The organism is Lysobacter sp. A421 (assembly GCF_054052145.1).
This window is the reverse complement of the sequence record NZ_JBSVRL010000001.1, coordinates 1-22854: the sequence shown is the minus strand read 5'-3', so window position 1 is coordinate 22854 and position 22854 is coordinate 1. Positions and strand designations below refer to the sequence as shown.

29 protein-coding genes are annotated in these 22854 nt (G+C 63.8%); 25 read left to right on the top strand and 4 right to left on the bottom strand.

Going from position 1 to position 22854, the window contains the following annotated elements:
* The first annotated feature begins 100 nt into the window (after nucleotides 1–100).
* The 4 genes from purM to ACW7G6_RS00130 are packed head-to-tail and all read left to right on the top strand — an operon-like array spanning nucleotide 101 to nucleotide 3419.
* Nucleotides 101–1126: a phosphoribosylformylglycinamidine cyclo-ligase gene (purM, locus tag ACW7G6_RS00145; RefSeq protein WP_456997296.1), complete on the top strand. Its 1026-nt coding sequence runs from the start codon at nucleotides 101–103 to the stop codon at nucleotides 1124–1126.
* 27 nt (nucleotides 1127–1153) lie between these two features.
* Nucleotides 1154–1864 (top strand): phosphoribosylglycinamide formyltransferase, encoded by a 711-nt coding sequence (gene purN, locus ACW7G6_RS00140; protein WP_456997694.1) that lies wholly within the window; start codon nucleotides 1154–1156, stop codon nucleotides 1862–1864.
* A 55-nt stretch (nucleotides 1865–1919) separates the two neighbouring features.
* Complete coding sequence (locus ACW7G6_RS00135; RefSeq protein WP_456997295.1) at nucleotides 1920–2711, top strand: DUF3108 domain-containing protein; 792 nt, start codon at nucleotides 1920–1922, stop codon at nucleotides 2709–2711.
* A gap of 24 nt (nucleotides 2712–2735) precedes the next feature.
* On the top strand, nucleotides 2736–3419 hold the full coding sequence (locus ACW7G6_RS00130; protein ID WP_456997693.1) for a DUF3108 domain-containing protein: 684 nt from the start codon (nucleotides 2736–2738) through the stop codon (nucleotides 3417–3419).
* A gap of 12 nt (nucleotides 3420–3431) precedes the next feature.
* On the opposite strand, the gene murA is transcribed toward ACW7G6_RS00130, so the two are convergent.
* Both murA and ACW7G6_RS00120 read right to left on the bottom strand, forming a co-directional pair.
* Nucleotides 3432–4703: a UDP-N-acetylglucosamine 1-carboxyvinyltransferase gene (gene murA, locus ACW7G6_RS00125; RefSeq protein ID WP_456978878.1), complete on the bottom strand. Its 1272-nt coding sequence runs from the start codon at nucleotides 4701–4703 to the stop codon at nucleotides 3432–3434.
* Between the two features lie 2 nt (nucleotides 4704–4705).
* Entirely contained in the window at nucleotides 4706–4942 is a 237-nt protein-coding gene (locus ACW7G6_RS00120) for a BolA family protein (protein WP_456997294.1), read from the bottom strand.
* A gap of 186 nt (nucleotides 4943–5128) precedes the next feature.
* Here ACW7G6_RS00120 and ACW7G6_RS00115 point away from each other — a divergent pair, with 186 nt between their 5' ends.
* The 13 genes from ACW7G6_RS00115 to ptsP all read left to right on the top strand — a co-directional run bounded on the left by ACW7G6_RS00115 (nucleotide 5129) and on the right by ptsP (nucleotide 15367).
* Nucleotides 5129–6133 carry a KpsF/GutQ family sugar-phosphate isomerase gene (locus ACW7G6_RS00115; protein WP_456978876.1) on the top strand — a complete coding sequence of 335 codons (1005 nt, stop codon included), beginning with the start codon at nucleotides 5129–5131 and terminating at the stop codon, nucleotides 6131–6133.
* Between the two features lie 4 nt (nucleotides 6134–6137).
* Complete coding sequence (locus tag ACW7G6_RS00110) at nucleotides 6138–6740, top strand: KdsC family phosphatase (RefSeq protein ID WP_456978875.1); 603 nt, start codon at nucleotides 6138–6140, stop codon at nucleotides 6738–6740.
* On the top strand, nucleotides 6737–7303 hold the full coding sequence (gene lptC, locus ACW7G6_RS00105; protein ID WP_456997293.1) for an LPS export ABC transporter periplasmic protein LptC: 567 nt from the start codon (nucleotides 6737–6739) through the stop codon (nucleotides 7301–7303). Before ACW7G6_RS00110 ends, lptC begins: the two co-directional genes overlap by 4 nt.
* Nucleotides 7304–7310: 7 nt before the next feature.
* The gene (gene lptA, locus ACW7G6_RS00100) at nucleotides 7311–7898 is read left to right on the top strand and encodes a lipopolysaccharide transport periplasmic protein LptA (protein WP_456997292.1); all 588 of its coding nucleotides are present in this window, start codon (nucleotides 7311–7313) and stop codon (nucleotides 7896–7898) included.
* Nucleotides 7898–8617: an LPS export ABC transporter ATP-binding protein gene (lptB, locus tag ACW7G6_RS00095; RefSeq protein ID WP_456978872.1), complete on the top strand. Its 720-nt coding sequence runs from the start codon at nucleotides 7898–7900 to the stop codon at nucleotides 8615–8617. Before lptA ends, lptB begins: the two co-directional genes overlap by 1 nt.
* Before the next feature lie 89 nt (nucleotides 8618–8706).
* Nucleotides 8707–10131 (top strand): RNA polymerase factor sigma-54, encoded by a 1425-nt coding sequence (locus tag ACW7G6_RS00090; protein ID WP_456997291.1) that lies wholly within the window; start codon nucleotides 8707–8709, stop codon nucleotides 10129–10131.
* 69 nt (nucleotides 10132–10200) lie between these two features.
* Complete coding sequence (gene hpf / locus ACW7G6_RS00085) at nucleotides 10201–10530, top strand: ribosome hibernation-promoting factor, HPF/YfiA family (RefSeq protein WP_456978870.1); 330 nt, start codon at nucleotides 10201–10203, stop codon at nucleotides 10528–10530.
* Nucleotides 10531–10535: 5 nt separating this feature from the next.
* Nucleotides 10536–10997: a PTS sugar transporter subunit IIA gene (locus ACW7G6_RS00080; RefSeq protein WP_456978869.1), complete on the top strand. Its 462-nt coding sequence runs from the start codon at nucleotides 10536–10538 to the stop codon at nucleotides 10995–10997.
* A complete protein-coding gene (gene hprK, locus ACW7G6_RS00075) occupies nucleotides 10997–11956 on the top strand; it encodes an HPr(Ser) kinase/phosphatase (protein ID WP_456978868.1) in 960 nt (319 codons plus the stop codon). The genes ACW7G6_RS00080 and hprK overlap by 1 nt, the downstream gene beginning before the upstream one ends.
* Entirely contained in the window at nucleotides 11956–12894 is a 939-nt protein-coding gene (gene rapZ / locus ACW7G6_RS00070; protein ID WP_456978867.1) for an RNase adapter RapZ, read from the top strand. Before hprK ends, rapZ begins: the two co-directional genes overlap by 1 nt.
* A 3-nt stretch (nucleotides 12895–12897) precedes the next feature.
* Nucleotides 12898–13290 (top strand): PTS sugar transporter subunit IIA, encoded by a 393-nt coding sequence (locus ACW7G6_RS00065; RefSeq protein ID WP_456978866.1) that lies wholly within the window; start codon nucleotides 12898–12900, stop codon nucleotides 13288–13290.
* 75 nt (nucleotides 13291–13365) lie between these two features.
* Nucleotides 13366–13635 carry an HPr family phosphocarrier protein gene (locus tag ACW7G6_RS00060; RefSeq protein ID WP_456997290.1) on the top strand — a complete coding sequence of 90 codons (270 nt, stop codon included), beginning with the start codon at nucleotides 13366–13368 and terminating at the stop codon, nucleotides 13633–13635.
* 10 nt (nucleotides 13636–13645) lie between these two features.
* On the top strand, nucleotides 13646–15367 hold the full coding sequence (gene ptsP, locus ACW7G6_RS00055; RefSeq protein ID WP_456997692.1) for a phosphoenolpyruvate--protein phosphotransferase: 1722 nt from the start codon (nucleotides 13646–13648) through the stop codon (nucleotides 15365–15367).
* Here the strand turns inward: ptsP and ACW7G6_RS00050 are convergent.
* Complete coding sequence (locus ACW7G6_RS00050) at nucleotides 15361–15774, bottom strand: hypothetical protein (RefSeq protein WP_456997289.1); 414 nt, start codon at nucleotides 15772–15774, stop codon at nucleotides 15361–15363. The genes ptsP and ACW7G6_RS00050 overlap by 7 nt on opposite strands.
* Before the next feature lie 158 nt (nucleotides 15775–15932).
* On the opposite strand from ACW7G6_RS00050, the gene mgtE reads away from it, so the two are divergent.
* Complete coding sequence (gene mgtE / locus ACW7G6_RS00045; protein ID WP_456978863.1) at nucleotides 15933–17294, top strand: magnesium transporter; 1362 nt, start codon at nucleotides 15933–15935, stop codon at nucleotides 17292–17294.
* 57 nt (nucleotides 17295–17351) lie between these two features.
* Here the strand turns inward: mgtE and ACW7G6_RS00040 are convergent, their stop codons facing one another.
* On the bottom strand, nucleotides 17352–18365 hold the full coding sequence (locus ACW7G6_RS00040; protein WP_456997288.1) for an integron integrase: 1014 nt from the start codon (nucleotides 18363–18365) through the stop codon (nucleotides 17352–17354).
* A 576-nt stretch (nucleotides 18366–18941) separates the two neighbouring features.
* On the opposite strand from ACW7G6_RS00040, the gene ACW7G6_RS00035 reads away from it, so the two are divergent.
* The 7 genes from ACW7G6_RS00035 (at nucleotide 18942) to ACW7G6_RS00005 (ending at nucleotide 22618) form a co-directional block, all read left to right on the top strand.
* Nucleotides 18942–19331, top strand: coding sequence for a VOC family protein (locus tag ACW7G6_RS00035; protein WP_456997287.1), 390 nt, complete (start codon nucleotides 18942–18944; stop codon nucleotides 19329–19331).
* A gap of 121 nt (nucleotides 19332–19452) precedes the next feature.
* A complete protein-coding gene (locus ACW7G6_RS00030; RefSeq protein ID WP_456997286.1) occupies nucleotides 19453–19929 on the top strand; it encodes an ASCH domain-containing protein in 477 nt (158 codons plus the stop codon).
* Nucleotides 19859–20614 (top strand): hypothetical protein, encoded by a 756-nt coding sequence (locus ACW7G6_RS00025; RefSeq protein WP_456997285.1) that lies wholly within the window; start codon nucleotides 19859–19861, stop codon nucleotides 20612–20614. Before ACW7G6_RS00030 ends, ACW7G6_RS00025 begins: the two co-directional genes overlap by 71 nt.
* The gene (locus ACW7G6_RS00020) at nucleotides 20614–21204 is read left to right on the top strand and encodes a hypothetical protein (RefSeq protein ID WP_456997284.1); all 591 of its coding nucleotides are present in this window, start codon (nucleotides 20614–20616) and stop codon (nucleotides 21202–21204) included. The genes ACW7G6_RS00025 and ACW7G6_RS00020 overlap by 1 nt, the downstream gene beginning before the upstream one ends.
* Nucleotides 21205–21345: 141 nt before the next feature.
* Nucleotides 21346–21618 carry a hypothetical protein gene (locus ACW7G6_RS00015; RefSeq protein WP_456997283.1) on the top strand — a complete coding sequence of 91 codons (273 nt, stop codon included), beginning with the start codon at nucleotides 21346–21348 and terminating at the stop codon, nucleotides 21616–21618.
* Nucleotides 21619–21637: 19 nt separating this feature from the next.
* Entirely contained in the window at nucleotides 21638–22123 is a 486-nt protein-coding gene (locus ACW7G6_RS00010; protein ID WP_456997282.1) for a hypothetical protein, read from the top strand.
* Nucleotides 22124–22267: 144 nt separating this feature from the next.
* Nucleotides 22268–22618 carry a hypothetical protein gene (locus ACW7G6_RS00005; protein WP_456997281.1) on the top strand — a complete coding sequence of 117 codons (351 nt, stop codon included), beginning with the start codon at nucleotides 22268–22270 and terminating at the stop codon, nucleotides 22616–22618.
* The last annotated feature ends 236 nt before the right edge of the window (nucleotides 22619–22854 follow it).

The following is a 22854-nucleotide window of genomic DNA, read 5'->3' as shown; positions in this document are numbered from 1 at the left end:
CATCAAAGCCGGTTGCCGGCGGCCGCGGCTGCTAAAATCGCCGCTTTCCCGTGCCATCGAGCCTGCCGTGACCGTTCCCACCGCGCCCCCCAACACTCCCATGACCTATCGCGATGCTGGCGTCGATATCGACGCGGGCAATGAGCTGGTCGAACGCATCAAACCGCTGGTCAAACGCAGCTTCCGGCCCGAGGTGATGGGCGGGCTGGGTGGGTTTGGTGCCCTGTTCGACCTGTCGGGCAAATACAGGGAGCCGGTGCTGGTCTCAGGCACCGACGGCGTTGGCACCAAGCTCAAGCTGGCCCAGCAACTGGGGCGCCACGACACCATCGGCATCGACCTGGTCGGGATGTGCGTCAACGACGTGTTGGTGCAGGGGGCCGAGCCGCTGTTCTTCCTGGATTACTTCGCCACCGGCAAGCTCGATATCGAGACCACCGTGGCCGTGGTCGGCGGCATCGCCAAGGGCTGCGAGTTGTCCGGCTGCGCACTGATCGGCGGCGAGACGGCCGAGATGCCGGACATGTATGCCCCTGGCGAGTACGACCTGGCTGGCTTCACCGTCGGCGCCGTAGAGAAGTCGCAATTGCGCGATGGCGCGCGGGTCGAGGCCGGGGACGTGTTGATCGGCATTGCCTCGTCGGGCCCGCACTCCAATGGCTACTCGCTGATCCGTCGGATCTTCGACCGTGCCGGCCGTCCGGACGATGTCGAGGTTGGCGGGACCAGGCTGATCGACGCACTGATGGCGCCGACCGCGCTGTACGTCAAACCGGTACTGGCGCTGCTGCACGGTGAACACGGCGATGCCGTGCATGCGATGGCACACATCACCGGCGGTGGCCTGTCAGAGAACATCATCCGGGTGATCCCGGAGGAACTGGGTGTCCAGATCGAGGCGTCGGCGATCGTGCTGCCACCGGTATTCGACTGGCTGCAACGCGAAGGCAACGTCGCCGACGCGGAAATGTGGCGGACCTTCAACTGCGGCATCGGATTCGTGCTGGTGGTGCCGCAAGGCTCGGTTGCCGCCGTCGAGTCGGAACTCGACCGCGTGTCACTGGCGCATCACCGGATCGGCGAGGTCGTAAAGCCCGGCAACCGCCCACGCATGCAGATCAGCTGACTTTCTCATCCACGTCCCAGACCCGTGATCCACAAGCATGTCCCATCCATCGTGACGCCCGGCCCCTTCCGCATCGCCGTGCTGGTGTCCGGGCGCGGCAGCAACCTGCAGGCGATCATCGACGCTATCGCCGGGCAGCACCTTCACGCAGATCTGGTCGGAGTGTTTTCCGACCGCCGCCTTGCGCCCGCATTGGAGCGTGCGCGAGTGGCCGGCATCCCCACTGTCGCGCTCAGGCCGCGCGACTTCCCGGACCGGCCCAGCTATGACCAGGCATTGTTCGAACGCATCGACCAGGTTGGCGCCGACCTGGTCGTGTGTGCCGGTTACATGCGCCTGCTCAGTGCACCCGTGGTCCGTGCACGACCCGGCCGGATCATCAATATCCACCCCTCCTTGCTGCCCGCCTTCAAGGGCTTGCACACCCACCAGCAGGCACTGGACGCGGGTGCCGATCAACATGGTGCCAGCGTGCACTTCGTCTCTGCCCAGCTCGATGGTGGCCCGGTGATCTCCCAGACCCGGGTGCCCGTCTTGCCAGATGACGATGCCGAACAACTGACCCGGCGGGTGCTGGCCCGTGAGCACCCGTTGCTGCTGGCGACGCTGAAACTTCTCGCCAGTGCACGGGTCACACTGACCGACGACCAGGTATGCCTGGACGGGATGCCGCTAAGTGCGCCGCTGCAGCTGGATTCAGGTAACCAATTGCACATTACCGACCACGTCGCCGATTGATCACCGCGTCAACCCGCCGCATCAACTCACTGCGTCAAACCATTACGGCGAGCCCATGTCCCGACCACTACTCAACCCCTTGCTGACCTTGCTGGCTGCACTGTCATTGCAGGTCCCGGCACATGCGCAGGCCCAGGCAGCTGTTGCGGAGCCGTCCGCCATCGAAGCGAACACAACCACGATCGCGGCCGAGCCTGTACTGGAGTCGTTCGTCGCCAGCTATCTGGTCTACAAGGGCGGCAAGCAGCTGGGCGAGGCGACCATGCAACTGGTGCCACAGCAAGGCGCGCGCTGGCGGGTCGACCTGGTAATGCGGGGCACCCGTGGCCTGTTCGGCGTCGTCGGGATCAACGCCGAGCAAAGCACGGTGTTCGATCTGGCCGGCGAAACTTACCGCCCGCTGAGCCAGGCCACCGTCAACAAGAGCCTGTTCACGCGCAAGCAAACCGTGGGCATCTACGATTGGGCTTCTGGTACGGCCCGGTGGCAGGGTGACGTCAAGGACACCCGCCGCCGCCCGATAGACCTGCGTCCCGGCGACATGACCGGCCTGTTGATCAACCTGGCGGTAATCCGCGATGCCGCGCCGGGCAAACAATTGGAGTATCGATTCGTCGACGACGGCCGCACCCGCGATCATCATTACCTGGTCGCCGACGAGTACGAAAGCATCACCGTTGGCGACCTCCCGTACAAGGCGATGAAGGTCAGCCGGCTCGAGGATGGCGGCGACCAGACCATCATCTGGGTGGTCCGGAACGTACCAACCCCGATCCGGATACTGCAACGGGAAAATGGCGAAGACACCTACGACCTGCGCCTGGTCGAATACCAAGGAGTTGACTAGATGCGGTATACCAACCTGCCCATGATTCCGACCTCAGCCAAGCTGCGCGGGCTGTTCACCGTCGCTGCGCTGCTGATTGCCAGCGCGCCGGCAATGGCGATCGAGCCGTTCACCGCCAATTACCAGGCCAGTTACATGGGCATGCAGGCCGACGGCAAGATGACCCTGGCACCGGCTGGCGATAACCGCTGGCGCTATAGCCTGGACATCAGCAATGCGCTCGCCAACCTGAGCCAGGTCACCGTGTTCGAAGAGCACGCCGGCCACTGGCGCCCGATCAGCAGCAAGGATTCATCCAAGGTATTGGTGAAGAATTCCGACAAGAGCGCAACCTACGACTGGAGCAAGGGTGTCGCCAACTGGAGCGGCGACGTCAAGCCCGACCGGGCGGGCCCGATCAAGCTGAAGGCCGGCGACATGGATGCGCTGTTGATCAACCTTGCGTTGGTGCGCGACCAGGCGGCAGGCAAGCCGCTGAACTACCGGCTGGTGGATGACGGCCGGGTCAAGCAACTCAGCTACAAGGTCACGGGCAAGGACACCATCACGGTTGGCGGAAAGGAGCGCCAGGCAACCAAGGTGGTCAATACCGATGGCGACAAGCAGACTGTTGTCTGGCTGGTGGAAGGCATGCCGATCCCGGCCCGGATACTGCAGCGCAAGGATGGCAAGGACACGATCGACTTGCGGGTGAAGTCGGTGCAGTAGACGTCCGGGCCGTCAACCGATGCGGCGAATTTTCGCGCCCAGGCCGGACAGCTTCTCTTCGATGTTCTCGTAGCCGCGGTCGAGGTGGTAGATACGGCTGATGGTGGTCTCGCCGCTGGCGACCAGCCCGGCCAGGATCAGTGACGCCGAGGCGCGCAGGTCGGTGGCCATCACCGGGGCCCCGCTGAGCTGCTCGACCCCGCGCACCACTGCCATGTGCCCGTCGACGCGGATGTCCGCGCCCAACCTCACCAGTTCGTTGACGTGCATGAAGCGGTTTTCGAAGATCGTCTCGGTTACCACCCCGACCCCATCGGCGATGCAGTTCATTGCCATGAATTGCGCTTGCATGTCGGTGGGAAACGCCGGATGCGGCGCGGTGGTCAAGTCAACCGCCTTCGGCCGGCGGCCCTGCATGTCCAGGGTGATGCGGTCTCCGGCACATTCGATCAACGCACCGGCTTCCACCAGTTTGTCGAGCACGGCCTCCATCGTGTCCGGCCGCGCATGGTGGGCGGTAATACGACCACCGGTCATCGCCGCGGCCACCAGGAACGTCCCGGTCTCGATCCGGTCGGGTACCACCGAATGCGCGCCGCCGTGCAGCCGTTCGACACCATGGATCACGATCCGGCCGGTCGCCTCGCCCTCAATCCGCGCGCCCATCGCACGCAGGCACTCGGCCAGGTCGACGATCTCCGGCTCCATCGCCGCGTTCTCCAGCACCGTGGTGCCTTCGGCCAGCGTCGCCGCCATCATTACGTTCTCGGTCGCACCGACGCTGATCATCTCGAACACGTGCCGTGCACCCTTCAGCCGTGAAGCGCGCGCGTTGATGAAGCCGTTTTCCACCGTGATCTGCGCGCCCAGTGCCTGCAGACCCTTGATGTGCAAGTCGACCGGACGCGAGCCGATCGCGCAGCCGCCTGGCAGTGAGACTTCTGCATGGCCGTACCGGGCCAACAGCGGGCCCAGCACCAGCACCGAGGCGCGCATGGTGCGGACCAGCTCGTAGGGCGCCACCTGGCTGTGCACCGTGGTCGGATCCACGGTGATGCCCCCGCTTCCTCCGAGCGCGCGCTCGTCAATACTGATGCCCGCGCCGATCTCGGCCAGCAGCTTGGCGCTGGTCACCACGTCGTGCAAGTGCGGGACGTTGCTGATCGCTACCGGCGCATCGGCCAGCAGGGTCGCAAACAGGATCGGCAGCACGGCGTTCTTGGCGCCGGAGATCCGCACCTCGCCGTTCAGGACGTTGCCACCTTCCACGACGATCTGTTGCATGCTCAGCCCTGCCCGGCTTCAGCGGGCGTCAATGTTTTCAGTGCCAGGGCGTGAATCTCTCCACCCATGCGGTCACCCAGGGTCGCGTAGACCAGACGGTGCCGGGCCAGCGGCAGCTTGCCGGCAAATGCGTCGCTGACCACGGTCGCGTCGAAATGCACGCCATCCTCGCCGGATACGTCGGCGCGGGCGCCCGGCAAGCCGAGCTCGATCAGGGTTTTTATGGTGTCAGGATTCAAAGTTTCGGGTCTCGACGAAAGCGGCGAAATCGACTCGCCGGATGGAAGCAGGAATCGATCCGGATCGGACCACTCGCATGCATCCATCGCTCCATGGTGGGGACGGGTTCAGCGGATGGGGTACGCAGCCGGACAAACTGGGTAAAATCAACCCTCCCAGCCTAGCGGAAAGCCCCCTCCTCCGAAATGGCAACATCTCCCAGCCCCGTCCAAGACTCCCCTGGAACCGACTTCGCCGGCAGCGGTCGTCGCGTATTCGATATCGAAGCCACGGCCCTCGCCGCGGTGGCCGCCCGGCTGGATGGCGAGTTCAGCGCCGCCTGCCGGTTGATGCTGGACGTGCGCGGCCGCGTGGTCACCACCGGCATGGGCAAGTCCGGCCACATCGCGCGCAAGATCGCTGCCACCCTGGCCTCCACCGGCACGCCATCGTTCTACGTGCACCCCGGCGAAGCCGGCCACGGCGACCTGGGGATGATTACCGATGCCGACGTGGTCCTGGCGCTGTCCTACTCGGGCGAGAGCGACGAGGTGGCGATGCTGTTGCCCGGCCTGAAGCGCCAGGGCAACCGGTTGATCTCGATGACCGGTCGCAACAACTCCACGCTGGCGCTCGCGTCCGATGTCCATCTCGACGTCAGCGTCCCGGCCGAAGCCTGTCCGCTGCACCTGACGCCCACTTCCAGCACCACCGCCTCGTTGGCGATGGGCGATGCCCTTGCCGTCGCCTTGCTGGAAGCGCGCGGCTTCACCGCCGACGATTTCGCCCGCTCGCATCCGGCCGGCGCGCTCGGCCGGCGCCTGCTGCTGCACATCGCCGACATCATGCACGGCGGCGAGCAGGTACCCCGCGTCAAGGCCGATGCCAGCGTCAGCGAGGCGCTGGTGGAGATGAGCCGCAAGCGCCTGGGCATGACCGCCATCGTCGATGACGCCGGCAAGCTGTTGGGGCTGTATACCGATGGCGACCTGCGACGCAGCCTGGACGACAGCGATGTCGACCTGCGCAGCACCCCGATTACCCAGGTGATGACCAGATCACCCCGCACGATCGGTTCGGGCGCGCTCGCGGTGGAGGCGGCGCAACTGATGGAAGCGCACAAGATCAGCGGATTGCTGGTGGTCGATCCGGACAACCAGGTGGTCGGTGCGCTCAATATCCACGACCTGCTGCGCGCCCGGGTGGTGTGAATCCATGCCCTATAACCTCCTGGACGACACGCCCGCGACGATTGTCGAGCGCGCCAAACGCGTGCGACTGGCCTGCTTCGACATTGATGGCACGCTGACCGATGGGCGCTTGCTGTTTGACAGCCAGGGCCACGAACTGAAGGCTTTTCACGTCCATGACGGGCTGGGCCTGGTGCTGTTGCGCCAAGCCGGGGTCGAAGTTGCGTTTGTCACCGCGCGCGCGAGCACGATTGTCGAACGGCGTGGTGCCGAGCTCGGCCTCACCGAAGTCCACACCGCGGTCAAGGACAAACTGGCGCGGGTGGGTGAGATCGCGGCAAGACTGGGCGTCAGCCTGGACCAGGTGTCATTCATGGGCGATGACCTGCCCGACCTGCCGACGATGCAGAAAGTCGGTCTTGCCGTTGCGCCCACCAATGCCCATCCCTGGGTGCGCGACCGCGCGCACTGGTGCACCACCCTGGCGGCAGGCGCGGGTGCGGCCCGCGAGTTCTGCGACCTGGTGCTGGCCGCCCAAGGCCGGCTCCCGGCCCTGCTCGACGAGGGTCATGCCGACGCGCGCTTTAGCGGCCCGGTCCCGGCCATCGCCGCACGGGACAACGCGTGAACTGGCGCGTGGCCATCACCATGGTGCTGCTTGCTGGCGCTGCGATCAGTGGCTGGTCGCTGTGGACCAAGTGGGGCGACAACACCCCCGCTTTGACGGAGGCCGCCGGTGCCCGCCCCGACTACGTGCTCAACGACTTCGAACTGGTGGCGCTGAATGACCAGGGCCAGCAGTCGTTCACCTTGCGCGCGCCCCTGCTGACCCGCGACCCGGGTACCGAGTCGATGGAAATTGCCACACCCCTGTTCCTGATCCCGCCACAGGCGGGCAGCGATGGCGATGCCTGGCAGGTCCGGTCAAAAACCGGCTGGATCAGCGGCGACGGTGACGAGCTGCGCCTGCGCGGCGCGGTCAAAGCCACCAGCGAGGGCGGCAACGATGCTCCGGTCACCATCACCACCGAGCAGTTGAATGTATTCCCCGAGAAGGACCTGGTGACATCCGCGGTCGCGGTCACGATTAATCAGCCGGGCTCTATACTTCGCGGCAATGGGCTGGAGGTGGATCTGGCCAGCAAGCAATACACGCTCAAATCCAAGGTCAATTCCCGCTATGTCCCGTAACCATTCGATGTCATCCGTCCGCTGGCTACTGCTGGCAGTGCTGGTCGCTTGCAGCTCGTCGGCCTTCGCGCGCCAGTCCGACCGCAACCAGCCGATGGATATCAATGCCGGTCGCACGGTGGGCAGCCTGGACGACAGTATTCCCACGGTCATGTCCGGCAACGTCACCATCGATCAGGGCAGCCTGCACGCCGAAGCGGCGCGAGCGGAAATACAGACCAGCAACGGCGAAATCGAGCGCGTGGTGCTGACCGGCTCGCCCGCGACCCTCCAGCAGCAGATGGACGACGGCACCCGCATGTCCGCCGTCGCCAGCAAGATCGACTACAACGTCACCACCGATACCGTGGTGTTCACCGGCAAGGTCAACATCAAGCAGCCACGCGGCACGCTGAGCGGCGAGCGCGTGGTGTACAACATGACCAGCGGCCAGGTCACCAGCGGCGGTGAAGGCAATGGTCGGGTGAAGATGCGGATCATGCCCAAGACCACCGGCAGCAAGCCGCCCGCGGCGGACTCCGGCGCAAAGCCGGCGCAGGCCCAGCCGGACGAGAGCGACGGCAGCGACGCTGACAGCCCGGTGGAGGGCGGCTGATGCTGGTCGCCAAGGGGCTGCGCAAGTCCTATCGTTCGCGCGAGGTCGTGCGCGATTTCGGCCTGACCCTGGATGCCGGCGAAGTGGTCGGCCTGCTCGGTCCCAACGGCGCGGGCAAGACCACCTGTTTCTACATGATCGTCGGGCTGGTTCCGGCCGATGCCGGCCAGATCCTGCTCGATGGCAAGGACATCACCGGCGAGCCTATGTATGCGCGCGCCAAATACGGTGTGGGCTACCTGCCGCAAGAACCATCGGTATTCCGCAAGCTGACCGTGGCCGACAACCTGCGCGTGGTGCTGGAGCTGCGCAAAGATCTCGACAAGGCCGGGCGCGAGCGCGAACTGGCCTCGCTGATGGACGAGCTGCAGGTCAGCCACGTCGCCGACCAACTGGGGGCAAGCCTGTCGGGAGGCGAACGTCGCCGGGTGGAGATCGCCCGCGCCCTGGCGGGCAAGCCGCGTTTGATGTTGCTGGACGAACCGTTCGCCGGCGTCGACCCGATCTCGGTCGGTGAGATCCAACGGATCGTGCGCCACCTCAAGAACCGGGGCATCGGCGTGTTGATCACCGACCACAACGTGCGCGAGACCTTGGGGATTTGTGATCGGGCGTATATCCTCAACGATGGTGGCGTGCTCGCGCAGGGGGCTCCGGACGCGCTGCTGGCCAATCCCGACGTCCGTCGCGTCTATCTGGGCGAAGCCTTCCGCCTGTAGCCGGAAGGCTTGTACCCGGTGCAGTCCATACCGGGCATGATGCATGTGTAGCGGCCGTCTCCACCATCGGGTCGCGTTGCCTTTTGATCATGAAGCCCCAACTACAAATCTCGCTCGGCCAACACCTGGTGATGACGCCGCAGTTGCAGCAGGCGATTCGGCTGTTGCAACTGTCGGCAGTCGAACTTGAAGCCGAGCTGGTCACCGCGGTCGAAAGCAATCCGCTGCTGGACTGGGCCGAGACCATGGTTGCGGACGGCCCGGGGGACTCGCCCGCCGCTGCCGGCGAGCAGGAATCCATCGGCCGCGATACCCCCGCACCCACGGAAGCGGAATGGAGCGGCGGCGATGGCGAGGCCTGGCACCAACGCTCCGGTCCACGCGACCCAGACGATGACGATTCAGCCAGTGACCAGGTGGCCGAGCCCGACAGCCTGCAAGACCACCTGCTGTGGCAATTGCATCTCAGTCCGTTGTCGCCACGCGACCGCCACATCGCGGTGAGGTTGATCGAGGCGATCGACGATGACGGCTACTTCCGCGAATCACTGGAATCCATCGCCACCGCGCTCGCCCCGGAACTGCAGGTGGACGACGGGGAGATCTGCACCGCGTTGTGCCAGATCCAGCGGTTCGACCCGGTCGGGGTCGGTGCACGCAACCTGGGCGAGTGCCTGCGCCTGCAACTGGAGCCGCTGTGCGGGGACACTCCGGGCAAGGCATTGGCACTGCAACTGACCGATGGTCCGCTGGAGCGCTTGCCGCGCATCGGTATCGCAGGGCTCGCCGCGCAGATGAAGCTGGCGGTCGAACAGGTCGAGATCGCGGTGCAACTGCTGCGCTCGCTGGATCCGCGTCCCGGCGCCAGCATCGGCGCCATTGCCCATGACACCTACGTCTCCCCGGACGTGGTGATCTGGCGCCAGCATGGCCTGTGGCACGTTGCGCTATCGGAAAGCATGCGTCCACGGGTCAGCATCCACCGCGGGTATGAAGGCATGATCGGCAAAGCCAGCAGCGCCGACGCCAGTTACCTCAAGGGCCACCTGCAGGAGGCTCGCTGGCTGCTCAAGAGTCTGGAGGCGCGCGGTGAAACCATGCTCAAGGTGGCCCGCTGCCTGATCAGCCAACAGGCGGGGTTCCTGGAGTTCGGTGACAGCGCGCTGCGGCCATTGACCTTGCGCGAAGTCGCTGCCGAGATCGGCATGCATGAATCCACCGTCTCGCGCGCTGTCTCCCGCAAATACGCCCGCACCCCGCGCGGCACCATACCGCTGCGTAACTTCTTCGCCTCCGGCATTGATACCGGCGGCGGCGGCGAAGCGTCGAGCACCGCCATCCAGTCAATGATCCGCGAGCTGGTCGACGCCGAGAATCCACGCAAGCCCCTATCCGATGCGCGACTGGCCGATGTCCTGAAGCAGACAGGCATTCCGGTCGCCCGTCGCACCGTGGCCAAGTACCGCGAAGCCATGGGGATTTACCCGTCCAAGGATCGGGTGCGAATCGCCTGACTTGGACCGCCAACCGGCGTCTGGCTGGGCTATGCTGAACTCCCGTCGCGACGTTAGAGGAGTCCTCCCATGCGTATCGAAGTCTACGGCCAGCAGATCGACATCACCGCCGCCCTCCAGGATCACGTCGAAACCAAGCTCGCGCGCCTGCAGCGCCACTTTGAGCAGCCATTCGAAGTGCGGGTCCAGCTGGGCCTGGACAAGCCCGACCAACGTGCCGAGGCCACCATCACCTGCGCCGGGAGGACCTTTCATGCCGTCGCGGCAGCGCCTGACATGTACGCGGCCGTCGACCTGCTGACCGACAAGCTGGACCGGCTGCTGATCAAGCACAAAGACAAACAGGTCGACCAGCATCGCCGTGCCGAGAGCCTGGCGCGCATCACCGAACCCGGCTAGTCCCAATGCCCCTGCACCAACTGCTCCACAGCGACCGCATCGCGATCGTCACCGGACCCCACACCCGCGCGACGGTGATCGACACCGCCGCGCGGATGCTGGCGACCCGGGACGACTACCCGTCGGTCCGCGACAGCCTACGCTCACGTGAGCGCCTGGCCAGTACCGCGATCGGCCATGGCGTGGCGATTCCACACGGCCGGACCGGCTTGATCGGGCACGCCCGCGGGGCATTCCTGCACCTGCTTGAACCGGTCGACTTTGGCGCCATCGACGGCCAGCCGGTCGACCTGGTGCTGGCAATGGTGGTGCCCGAGCACTTCGTGCATGAGCACCTGGAACAGTTGGCCGAGCTGGCCGAACAATTCTCCGTTACCGGTTTTTGCGCCCGTCTGCGCCAGGCCGGCAACGTCGATGAACTGCGCCGCCGCCTGTTACAACCGCTCGCACACCACCAGGTGGCGTGATGCCGATACCGAGCGCGCGCATCAGTGCCAACGAGCTGTTCGACCAGCAGCGCGACCGCCTCAAGCTGCGTTGGTTTGCCGGTCAGGCGGGCGGCGATCGCATGCTGGAAGCGGTGGAAACCGTGGCCCGGCGACCGTCGCTGGCCGGTTACCTGAACGCGATCTATCCCAACAAAGTGCAGATACTGGGCACCGAGGAACTGACCTGGCTGGATTCGCTGGACTCGCGCCACCGCTGGGAGACGATCGAGAAGATCATCCAGTTCCGGCCGCTGGCGCTGGTCATCACCAAGGGCCAGGACTGTCCTACCGACCTGATCGAAGCGGCCGAGGAGTCGCTGACCCCGCTGTGGGGCTCGGCCGCACGCGGGCACGAGTTGCTCAATCACCTGCAATACCATCTGGCTCGCGCCCTGGCGCCACGAATCACCCTGCACGGGGTATTCATGGAGATCTACTCGATCGGCGTCCTGATTACCGGCGATTCCGGTGCCGGCAAAAGCGAGCTGGCGCTGGAGCTGGTAAGCCGCGGTCACCGACTGGTTGCCGACGATGCACCGGAGTTCACCCAGATCGCGCCGGACGTGCTTGACGGTACCTGTCCCGAGTTGCTCCAGGACCTGTTGGAAGTCCGCGGCCTGGGGGTGCTGAACATCCGCCAGATGTTTGGCGACACCGCCGTCAAGACCAATAAATACCTGCGCCTGATCATCCATCTCACCCGTCCCAGCGAGACCAGCGAGCTCGATGGCATGGCACGGTTGACCGGCGATAACCAGACCCGCCGGGTGCACGACCTGGACGTGCCGATGAGCTCGCTGCCGGTGATGCCGGGGCGCAACCTGGCGGTGCTGGCCGAGGCCGCGACCCGTCTGCACAGCTTGCGTATGAAAGGCATGGACCCGGCGGCGGCGTTCATCGCCCGGCACAACAACTTCCTCGAACGTGGCACCAGCTGATGGCCAACACCCTGCCCCCTTCCTCGCCGTCCCCGCCGGAGCCGACCCGCACCAGATCCGCGGACACCCGTGCGGGCACCGACGCGCTGGTCATCGTCAGCGGCATGTCGGGTTCCGGCAAGTCGGTGGCGTTGAAGACGTTCGAGGACCTGGGCTACTACTGCGTGGACAACCTGCCGGCCGAGTTGCTGCCCGCGTTCGTGCGCAGCGCCACCGGCGGCTCGACCACGGCCAAGCTTGCGGTCGGCATCGATGTACGCAACAGCCACAGCGACCTGAGCAACATCCCGGCCTGGCTGTCGGAGGTTGGAAAGCTCGGACTGGACCCGCGGTTGATGTTCTTCGAGTGCCGCGACGATATCCTGCTCAAGCGCTACGCCGATACCCGTCGACGCCATCCACTGAGCCATCTGGGCCTGTCGCTTCCCGATGCGATTGCGCTGGAGCGCCAGGTACTGCGGCCGCTGCGACAGCTGGCCGACGTCGACCTCGATACCAGCGACCTGAATGTCCACCAGTTGCGGCGCCACGTCATCACCGAGTTCGCCCTGGGCAACGACAGCGCGGTGTCACTGTTGTTCGAATCGTTCGCCTACCGCCATGGCGTGCCGAAGGACGCGGATTTCGTGTTCGACGCCCGTTGCCTGCCCAACCCGCACTGGGACCCGATCCTGCGGCCGTTGTCGGGACGCGATGGCGCAGTTGGCGATTATTTCGCCTCCCAGCCACTGGTCAACCAGTTCGTGGAGCAAGTCAGTGGTTTCCTGGATACCTGGTTGCCGCGACTGCACGAAGACACCAGCCGCAGCTACATCACCGTGGCGTTCGGCTGTACCGGCGGGCGCCACCGCTCGGTCTATCTGGCCGAACGCCTGGCCCGACACGCACGTGAGCAGGGATGGGACGAGGTCGCGGTCCACCATCGCGAGATCGACTGAGCCATGGCCGTCGGCATACTCCTCATTACCCACGAAGGCATCGGTAGCGCCGTGCTGGCCGTCGCCTCACGCCTGCTGAGTCCGCTGCCACTGCGCGCGGAGGCGCTGGAAGTCCCGTTTGACGGCGACCCCGACCAGCTCCTGCCCGGCGCCAGCGCCGCCATGCGCCGGGTGGATGACGGCGACGGCGTGCTGGTGCTGACGGACCTGTACGGATCCACGCCCAGCAACCTGGCCGCCCGACTGGCCACGCTGGGCACTCCGGTCCGGCGGGTGTCGGCGTTGAGCTTGCCGATGTTGTTGCGGGTGATGAACTACGCCGAGCTGGACCTGGACCAGTTGCCGGCCGTGGCTGGGGCGGGCGCGCGCAACGGTGTACGGCTGGATGACAGCTGATCATGGCGCTGGCACCGATGCAATGCCCCTCACTGTTGACTACAGCCCCGTGACTACCGCTTCTGGACCCTTGCCATGATCGAACGCGAATTGACCGTCTCCAACCGTTTGGGCCTGCATGCCCGCGCCACCGCCAAACTGGTGCAGCTGCTATCGGGTTACCAGTGCAGCGCGACGCTGGTTGCCAAGGGTCGCGAGGTCAACGCCAAGAGCATCATGGGGGTGATGTTGCTGGCCGCCGGTCAAGGCACCCAGGTCCGGTTGCGGGTCGATGGCGACGATGAATCGGCCGTCGCGGAGGCAGTCAGCGCGTTGTTCGAGCGTCGCTTTGACGAGGACCAATAGGATCAAGCGGATACGACAGGAGCTTCGCGGACAACCGGCCTCACGCGGCAACGCACTGGGCCGTGCCCGCGTGCGCCTGCCGCATGTGCTGGACGTGATCGAGGAGCGCATCGCGCCCGATGCCGTTGACGCCGAGCTGGAACGACTGCACAGCGCGATCGATCGCGTACGCAACGACATGCACGGACTGCGCGACCAGTTGCAAGGGGCGCTGGCCCACGAGGTCGGCGAGTTCCTGGACCTGCACGCCCTGCTTCTGGACGATCCGGAACTGCTCAAGGGGCTGGACGAGCTGATACGCAGCGATCGCTACAGCGCCGACTATGCACTGCGCCTGCAACGCGATCGCATCGCCGCGGTGTTCAACACCATGGACGATGACTACTTCCGCAGCCGCCTGGACGATATCGACCAGGTGATCGGCCGCGTCCACGCCGCATTGCACCGTCGCGCCAGCGGGATGAAAGGCGTCGCCGGCGATATCCTGGTCAGCGACAACGTCGCCCCGGCCGAGCTGGCCCAGCTGCAGGCCCAGGGCGTGGTCGCGATCGTGACCGCCAGTGGCAGCCCGTTGTCGCATAGCGCCATCCTGGCCCGCAGCCTGCACTTGCCGCTGGTGGTGGGCGTGGCCAGCGTACTGCAGCGAATCAACGATGGCGACGCGCTGATCGTCGATGGCGGCACCGGCACGGTGATCCTGGAACCTGCACCGGCGGACCTGCGCCGCCACCGCACCGCGCAACGCGGCTACGTGCGCGAACGACGCGAGCTCAATCGCCTGCGTCGCGAGCCCAACCGGACCCGCGACGATACCGAAATCGAGCTGTACGCCAATGCGGAATCGCGCGCTGACGTTGCCGAGGCGCACGCATTGGGCGCCACCGGGATCGGCCTGTATCGCACCGAGTTCCTGTTCCTGCAGCGCAATGAACTGCCGGACGAGCATGAGCAATTCCAGGCCTATCGCGATGTGATCCTCGGGATGAGCGGGCGTCCGGTGACCATCCGAACCCTCGACGTCGGCGCCGACAAGGCGGACCGCACCGACCTGGCCCTGCGCGACGAATCAAACCCCGCGCTGGGCCTGCGCGGGATACGGCTGTCGCTGGCGCGCGCCGACTTGCTGGAGACCCAGTTGCGCGCCCTGCTGCGTGCATCGGGCTACGGGCCGCTGCGAATCCTGCTGCCGATGATCACCACCCGAGATGAAGTGCGCCAGGCGCGTCAGCACATCAAGCGCATTGCTCGCGACCTGCACGGCGAAGGCCATGAGATGGCCGGCCATGTCGCGGTGGGCGCGATGATTGAGGTTCCGGCGGCGGCGATCTCGCTGGCGGATTTCATTGGCGAGACGGACTTCCTGTCCATCGGCACCAATGACCTGATCCAGTACCTGCTCGCCGCCGACCGCAACAACGAGGCACTGGGCGAGCTGTACACCCTGCTGCACCCGGCCGTTCTGCGGGTCTTGCGCGATGTGATCCGGGTGGCAAAACGGCGCCAGGTGCCGATTGCGCTATGCGGTGAGGTTGCCGGCGATGCCCGTTTTGCCCCGCTGCTGCTGGCGCTGGGGCTGGAGCAATTCAGCATGCATCCGACCAGCCTGCTGGAGGTGCGCCGCACCATCCGCGACTGCGACCTGGCCCGGCTGCGCGCCCACGCACCGGCATTGATGCGCGCGCGCGACCGCGGCGAGATTGAGCGTTGGCTGGACAACCAGCTCGGTCATTGACCAGCGGTTGTCCCGGCGGCCTCGCAACGACCCGGCCCGGCAGCGACCGCGGCCAGCAGCATGTCGGTATCACGATCGAGCAAAATGAACACCATGCCGTCGGAGGTCCACGCGTCGGTCTGCTCGGTCCCCATGGACTCGTCGCTGCGAGCAAAAACCTTGCGCTCGTCCGCGCCAATCTGGATCTCGATCTTCGAGCTCATCGACAACGGCACATCCCAGTTGACCGCACTGCGATACGTGCCGTCCGGTGCACAACCCGGGCCGGCAGGGGTCACCGTGAACGTCACCCCCGGCTCCGCGAACGGCAGTTGCGTGGGCACCTCGGGTGCACTGCAAGCGGCAAGCATCAAACCGGCAAGGGCAATCGTCGCGTGGCAGACGAGTCGGAGCGTTGTGTAGCGCATGCTGGAAACCATGTCGAAAATAGTGGCGTATCAATACCACGAAGTCGCCAGCAACCCATATCGCTGGGCACAACCCCCGGGAGCAGGGATAATCCTTCGATGACCACATGAAGCTGGTCGCATCCGGCGCGGGTGCGGCTTCCTGACCAGGAGCACGCATGGCCGAAGCCGTCCGCCACGACAAGACCTCGCACCAATTGCGGATGCTCTCCGACGCCCTCGACAGCGGGCGGCTGGGCCCGGTACGACGGCTGGTCAATACCCTTTCCCCGGCCGAGATCGGCAACCTGCTGGAATCGCTGCCGCTGGGCAAGCGGGTCATCGTCTGGGGGCTGGTGGATCCCGAGGACGACGGTGAGGTCCTGGTCCACGTTGGCGACGAGGTGCGCGAAAGCCTGCTGGCGGACATGGACCCCGACGAGATCATCGCCGCGGTCGGCGACCTCGACATCGATGACCTGGCCGACCTGGTCGAGGACCTGCCAGACACCGTCATCGATGAAGTACTCAAGTCGATGGACCGGGAAAACCGCGAACGCCTCGAGCAGGTGCTTTCCTACCCCGAAGGCACCGCCGGGCGCCTGATGAACCCCGACGTGGTCACCGTCCGCGCCGACACCACCGTCGACGTGGTGCTGCGCTTCCTGCGCCTGCGCGGCGAGCTGCCCGAGCACACCGACCACCTCTACGTGGTCAGTCGGCGCCATCAGTACCGCGGCCGGATCGCCCTGGCCGCATTGCTGACCCACGAACCGTCCACGCCGATCAACCGCCTGCTCGACGACGAACAGCCGGCATTCGACGTGGACGAATCGGCCAACGAGGTGGCCCGCCAGTTCTCCGATCACGACTGGCTGAGCGCACCGGTGGTCGATGACACCCACACCTTGCTGGGCCGCATCACCGTCGATGACGTGGTCGACATCATCCGCGAACAAGCCGAACACCAGGCCTTGAGCGCGGCAGGCCTGGACGAGGACGAAGACATGTTCAGCCCGGCCCGGCGCGCGTTCCGGCGCCGGTTGATCTGGCTCGGTGTAAACCTGTGCACGGCGTTCCTGGCGGCCGGCGTGATTGGTCGTTTCGAAGGCTCGATCGAGAAGATCGTCGCGCTGGCGATCCTGATGCCGATCGTGGCGGGGATGGGTGGCAATGCCGGCACCCAGGTACTTGCGCTGATGATCCGGGGACTGGCACTGGGCCAGATCGGCGCCTCCAACGTCGGCGAACTGCTGCGCAAGGAACTTGCCGTCGCCCTGATCAACGGCCTGTGCCTGGGCATCGGATTGGGAGTTATCGTACTGCTGTGGTTCCGCGACCCGATGTTGTCGCTGGTGATCGGCGTCGCGCTGACCATCAACCTGCTGACCGCCGCGGCCGGCGGTGTGTTGGTACCGCTGACCCTGAAGCGGATGGGCTTTGACCCGGCGCTGGCAGGCGGGGTCCTGCTGACCACGATCACCGACGTGATGGGGTTCCTGAGCTTCCTGGGGCTGGCGACGCTGGTGTTGCTGCACTGAGCCACGGGGCATGGCAAACGCACGGGCTGCTCCCTGAAAGACTGGCCGCCCGTTTGTTCAATCCCTGTCCAGCGGACTGAGCACCCCGCCCGCTCCGCGACCCAACACGTGGGTATAGATCTGCGTGGTCGCTACGTCCTTGTGGCCAAGCAGCTCCTGCACCGTGCGGATGTCGTGGCCGTCCTCCAGCAGATGGGTGGCGAACGAATGGCGCAGCGTATGGCAGGTCGCCGGCTTGTCGATCCCGGCGCGTGCCCGCGCGGTCTTGACCGCACGTTGCAGCACGCCCTCGTCGACATGGTGGCGCCGCTTGCTGCCGTCGCGCGGATCCAGCGAATGGCGCACCGACGGAAACACGAATTGCCAACCGAGTTCGCGACCGGCATTGGCATACTTGCGCGCCAGCGCATGCGGCAAGCTGACCACACCGAGACCCTGCAACAAGTCCTGCGCGTGTATCACCCGCACCCGCTCGACCTGCTCCCGCAACCGCTCGCGCAACTTGCGCGGCAACGGCACCCGCCGATCCTTGCCACCCTTGCCATTGCGCACGCAGATCTCGTTGCGACCGAAGTCCACGTCCTTGACCCGCAGCCGCACGCACTCCATCAACCGCATCCCGGCGCCATACAACAGCGCCGCCATCAGCCACACCTGACCATCGAGCACCGCCAGCAACCGGGTCACCTCATCGCGCGACAGGACCACCGGAATCCGCTGCGGGCGCTTGGCCCGCACCACCGACTCCATCCACGGCAACTCGATGCCGAGCACCTGCCGATACAGGAACAACAACGCCGACAGCGCCTGGTTCTGGGTGCTCGCCGCCACGTTGTCGTGCGTCGCCAGCGACGACAGGAACGCCTCCACCTCCACCACCCCCATGTCGCGCGGGTGCCGCTTGCGATTGGCCAGGATGAAACGCTTGATCCAGTACAGATAGACCCGCTCGGTGCGCAGGCTGTAATGCTTCAACCGGCACCGGGCCCGCACCTGCTCCAGCAAGCGCGGCGGACGATCAGGCGCCGCCTCGCTGCCAGATAACACCGCAATTTCGGGACGATAAGACATGACACCCCACAAAAGCCGCTTTCCCCAGCCAGCTTCCACTCCAAGCGACCGCGGCGTAAGTGGATAAGCCGCTGATATAGGGTAGGATTTCCCTGATTGACGGCGCCCCAGATTAAAGGCGACGATCCGATAACACCCCACTTTGGGGATCTACTAAGCGTTAGGCCGCACAAGCATCAGTATTTTTTTTGTTCGGGCAGCAGCGGCTTGCAGCTCGTCGCGCCGCCGGTTCTTTTGGGGCATCGCAGTTGCAACGCCCTCGCCTTTCGGCAGGTTGTCGTGAGAGTTCGCAGCGGCCTGCGCGGCTGGCTTCTCGCCAGGTTGGCTCACGGCGACTGACAGGGCGCGGCGGTGCAGGTTCTTGGCGCGCAGGTACGGTTGTCAGCGCGGCTTCGTGCAAGGGGTTAGTCGCGCTCGCCTTTCATCGGCTAAAGTGCGGCCTAACAAGTCATTCAAGCCGAACCCGCTTCGTGGCTTCTTCGCTTCGTTCCACTTTGTCGCAGGCGTTGTTGCCTCGGCTCCCGGTTCGCACGGTGCGGGTCGGCTTAATTCCAGCGTTAGGCCGCAGGAGCAACTATGCAGCGATTGTGGACAATCATTGGAGTCACGGACGTTATCCGCAGCTTCGCGTGGTATCAGTCGCTTTTGGGGCAAACTGCCACGCAGCCTGCCCATGACTATTTCGGACAGATCCTCGACACCGATGGGACCGTCCTGCTTTGCCTTCATCGCTGGGGCGACCACGAGCATCCATCCCTTGCCAGTCCAGATCATGCAGAGCCTGGCAATGGGCTACTTCTCTTCTTTCGCGTAGATGACTTTGACCAAGCGCTTGGTCGCGCACGCGGCCTTGTCGCGGCGCTTGAAGAGGAGCCTAATATCAATCCAAACACAGGCACCAGAGAGTTCGCACTGCGTGATCATGACGGGTACTACGTCATGATCAGTGCGCTGGCTGCGGCCTAACAATTCGTTCAAGCCGAACTTGCTTCGTTACACCAAAGCCATGGCAGAAAAAGCTTGCCATGGCTTTGGCTCCACTACGCAAGTCGGCTTAACTCAGGCGTTAGGCCGCTAAAGGCACCTCATGCATCCATCCGTAAAGCTCATGTGGCGCGAGTACGTAGCTTGTCTGCCCGACCCTCCCGAAAACCCATCCGATGCACCGCCGGCCTGGCATTTCTGTGCAAACGAAGCGGATGCTAATGAGTGCGCCCAGCTAGCTTTGTCCGGCGTAAAGCGCGCGACCTCACCATCATTGTGGTCTTTTGAGAGCAGTGGCGAGGCTTTACCCAAAACGGGCGAGCTGAACATAGTGACGGACTGGAATGGTCAGGCTATATGCGTCATTCGCACGACGAACGTGCAGATACTGCCTTTCAACAAGGTCACTGAACTTCACACTAGAATCGAAGGCGAGGGAGATGGTTCGCTTGACTGGTGGCGTAAAGCTCACTGGGCCTACTACTATCATGAGCTTGAAGGATCGGGCCATGAGCCTGCGACAGACATGCCAATTGTCTTTCAAGAATTCGAGCGCGTATTTCCGGCGGGCGCGGCCTAACAATTCGTTCAAGCCGAAACCGCTTCGTTACACCAAAGGCATGGCAGAAAAAGCTTGCCACGCCTTTGGCTCCACTACGCAGTTCGGCTTAACTCAGGCGTTAGCTGCCGACCAAGCAATGTCGCCACTCCGAGAGAAGCACATGCCAATCTGGCTCTGGATCGCTTTCATCACGCTGCTCGCACCTGTCTCAGCCGGCTGCGCGACGCCGGATTTGCCAGCTCCTGCCGCACCTCCGCGAGAGTGCCTACTCATACGCCACGCCTGGTGCATCGAGGGCGGGCCTTATGAGATTGTCATGCAGCGCGCAAATCGCTCAGAAAGCCCGGGATTTGATTGGGTTTGGGTTCTTCGCGGTGACTTTCGACCAGAGTCGAAACTAGTCCTGTTTGAGCCTTACGGATGCAAGGATGGCTTCGCCGATTCACTTGTTGCGCTCTCCTATGACAAGCGTGTCATCTGGCGAGATCGTGAGTGGGATCGTATGCGCGTTCGCCTAAGATCAGATGCTTCTTGTGACCTAGATATTCTCGTTCCGCCCTTCGACGGCGATCCAATGGAGTGGGCTTATTCAAGTGGGTTCGGCCTGATTCGCGCGTGCAGCAATGTGAGTTGTGAGGGCCCGCTTCTAGCGGATCTACGGGACGCGTTCAATCCGCAGTTCAAACGGACAAACACGCCGTAATGGCAGCTAACAATTCGTTCAAGCCGAACCTGCTTCGTTACAGCACCGTCGTGGCAGAAAAAGCTTGCCACGCCGTTGCCTCCACTGCGCAGGTCGGCTTAACTCAGGCGTTAGGGCCCATGTCACGCATCTCTGCAGTCATGCTTTTATTGCTCGTCTTCTCCTGCGCAATGGTTGCGTGTGTGTCCGGTCCGTCCAGGCCTGACACAACGTTAGATATCAAGACTGGCGGCGGTGTCACGGGTCCATTCTTTGCGGTTTCTCTATCGCCATCCGGCAAGCTCACCGTCAAGAAAGAATCGCTACCCTTTTCCGACACAAAAAGCGGCCTCACTACTGATACATATGATGTGCAACTCACGTCCGGCGAGACCGATCAACTGATTGCTCTCGCCGCATCAGTAGATGACTTCTCTCGCGGTTGTGGCTTGGTGGGTCATGGCACGACCGCCCGTCTGTGGCTAACGTCTGCCGGGAAAACAAGGGAGTTCGGGTGCGACAACGCGCCAGAGTGGCCAATCGGCCCTCATACACAGCAGCTTATGCAGCTCCTCAACCTTCATCTGCCAGAGCGCCTTCAAGTGTTCTAGCATGGGCCCTAACAATTCGTTCAAGCCGAACCTACTTCGCTACACCAACAACACGGCAGGTAGAGCTTGCCATGTTGCCGGCTACGCTACGTAGGTCGGCTTAACTCAGGCGTTAGGCCGCTATGACAGGACATCGCGAACATGGATAGATCACAAGCAGATGCGATCGCTCAAGCAATGCTTGAGCCTGACGTCAAAGCACAGGAAGAGCTTCGTCGGAGACGCGCCCAGGACGCGGCAAAGCTCGCCACTCAGCGGCATCATGCTGGGTTCGTGCTTGTTGGTTACTTTGCTGGTGCAGCCATCGGTCACTTTGCGTTCGGACGCATCGCACTCTTCGGCCTCACGGGTGCATTCTTCGGTATGTTGATCAGCCTTTTGGTCGTGCAACTCCGCAAGCGGGGCGCGGCCTAACAATTCGTTCAAGCCGAACTTGCTTCGTTACACCAAAGTCATGGCAGAAAAAGCTTGCCATGGCTTTGGCTCCACTACGCAAGTCGGCTTAACTCAGGCGTTAGGTTGCCCGGGAGACAACGCGGTGGCTTTCAGAAAAACATGGGTAGGTGTCGTGGTGCTCGTCACCACTTACTTTGTCGGCAGCGCAACGCTTGGCGCTTTCAACGCCGTCGCCGCGTTAGGCATGGGCACCCAAGCCGCGCTGGTCTGGCTTGTCAGCGCTTCAGTAGCTAGTTGTGTGGTTCGCCGCGGCTTCTGGTTACCCACCGCGGTTGTATGGCTAGTTATGTGGGCACTCGCTGTAGGGCTCTTGCACGCCATGGCTGGCCCAACAGGCCAAACATCTTGGGTTGGCATTCTCCGCTACAACTGGCTGGGGCTGGCTCTTTCAGCCGTCACAGCCATGGTGGGTGCATCTGTGGGCAAGTGGTGGCCAGTTGCAACATCCAAGCTGGCAACCTAACAATTCGTTCAAGCCGAACTTGCTTCGCTACACCAACAACGTGGCAGATAAAGCTTGCCACGTTGTCGGCTACGCTACGCAAGTCGGCTTAACTCAGGCGTTAGGCCTGCTAGATTATTTCTTCCGCCAACAGGGGATACGCTCTTGCTTTACATCATTGCCGCCCTTATGGGCTACATCATCGCCACCAACATCTTCGTTTCTCGCGCCGCGCAGCGTGACATTGGTTCTTCGTTCGTAAGTCCTACTGCAAACCTTCTTCTCTCTCTAGGCGGATTTGCGGGCTGGTTCTGTATCCTTCCAGCTGCTTACTTTGCGGGTAGCGCTGATGGCAACGGCTTCCTCCAGGGGATTCTGTTTGTCCTTGCTTCGCTGGGTGGCGGTCTCTTGGCGAGCTTCATTCGTATTCCGGGCCTGAGTCAGCTCATTGCCATCCTTGCCCTCTTCCTCAATGTTGGTCTCGCAGTACTCGTCTATTACGTTACGCGCAACTAGCGTGGTACGCAGGCCTAACAATTCGTTCAAGCCGAACCTGCTTCGTTACAGCAACGGCGTGGCAGAAAAAGCTTGCCACGCCGTTACCTCCACTGCGCAGGTCGGCTTAACTCAGGCGTTAGGCCTAAGGAGGCACGGTGAATTGGCTCAGTGAAATCTCGATGTACTTGGGGCGCGGCTTAGTTGGAATGGCGTTCTTCATTGTTGTGGCCCTTGTCTTGCGCAAAACTCGGAGG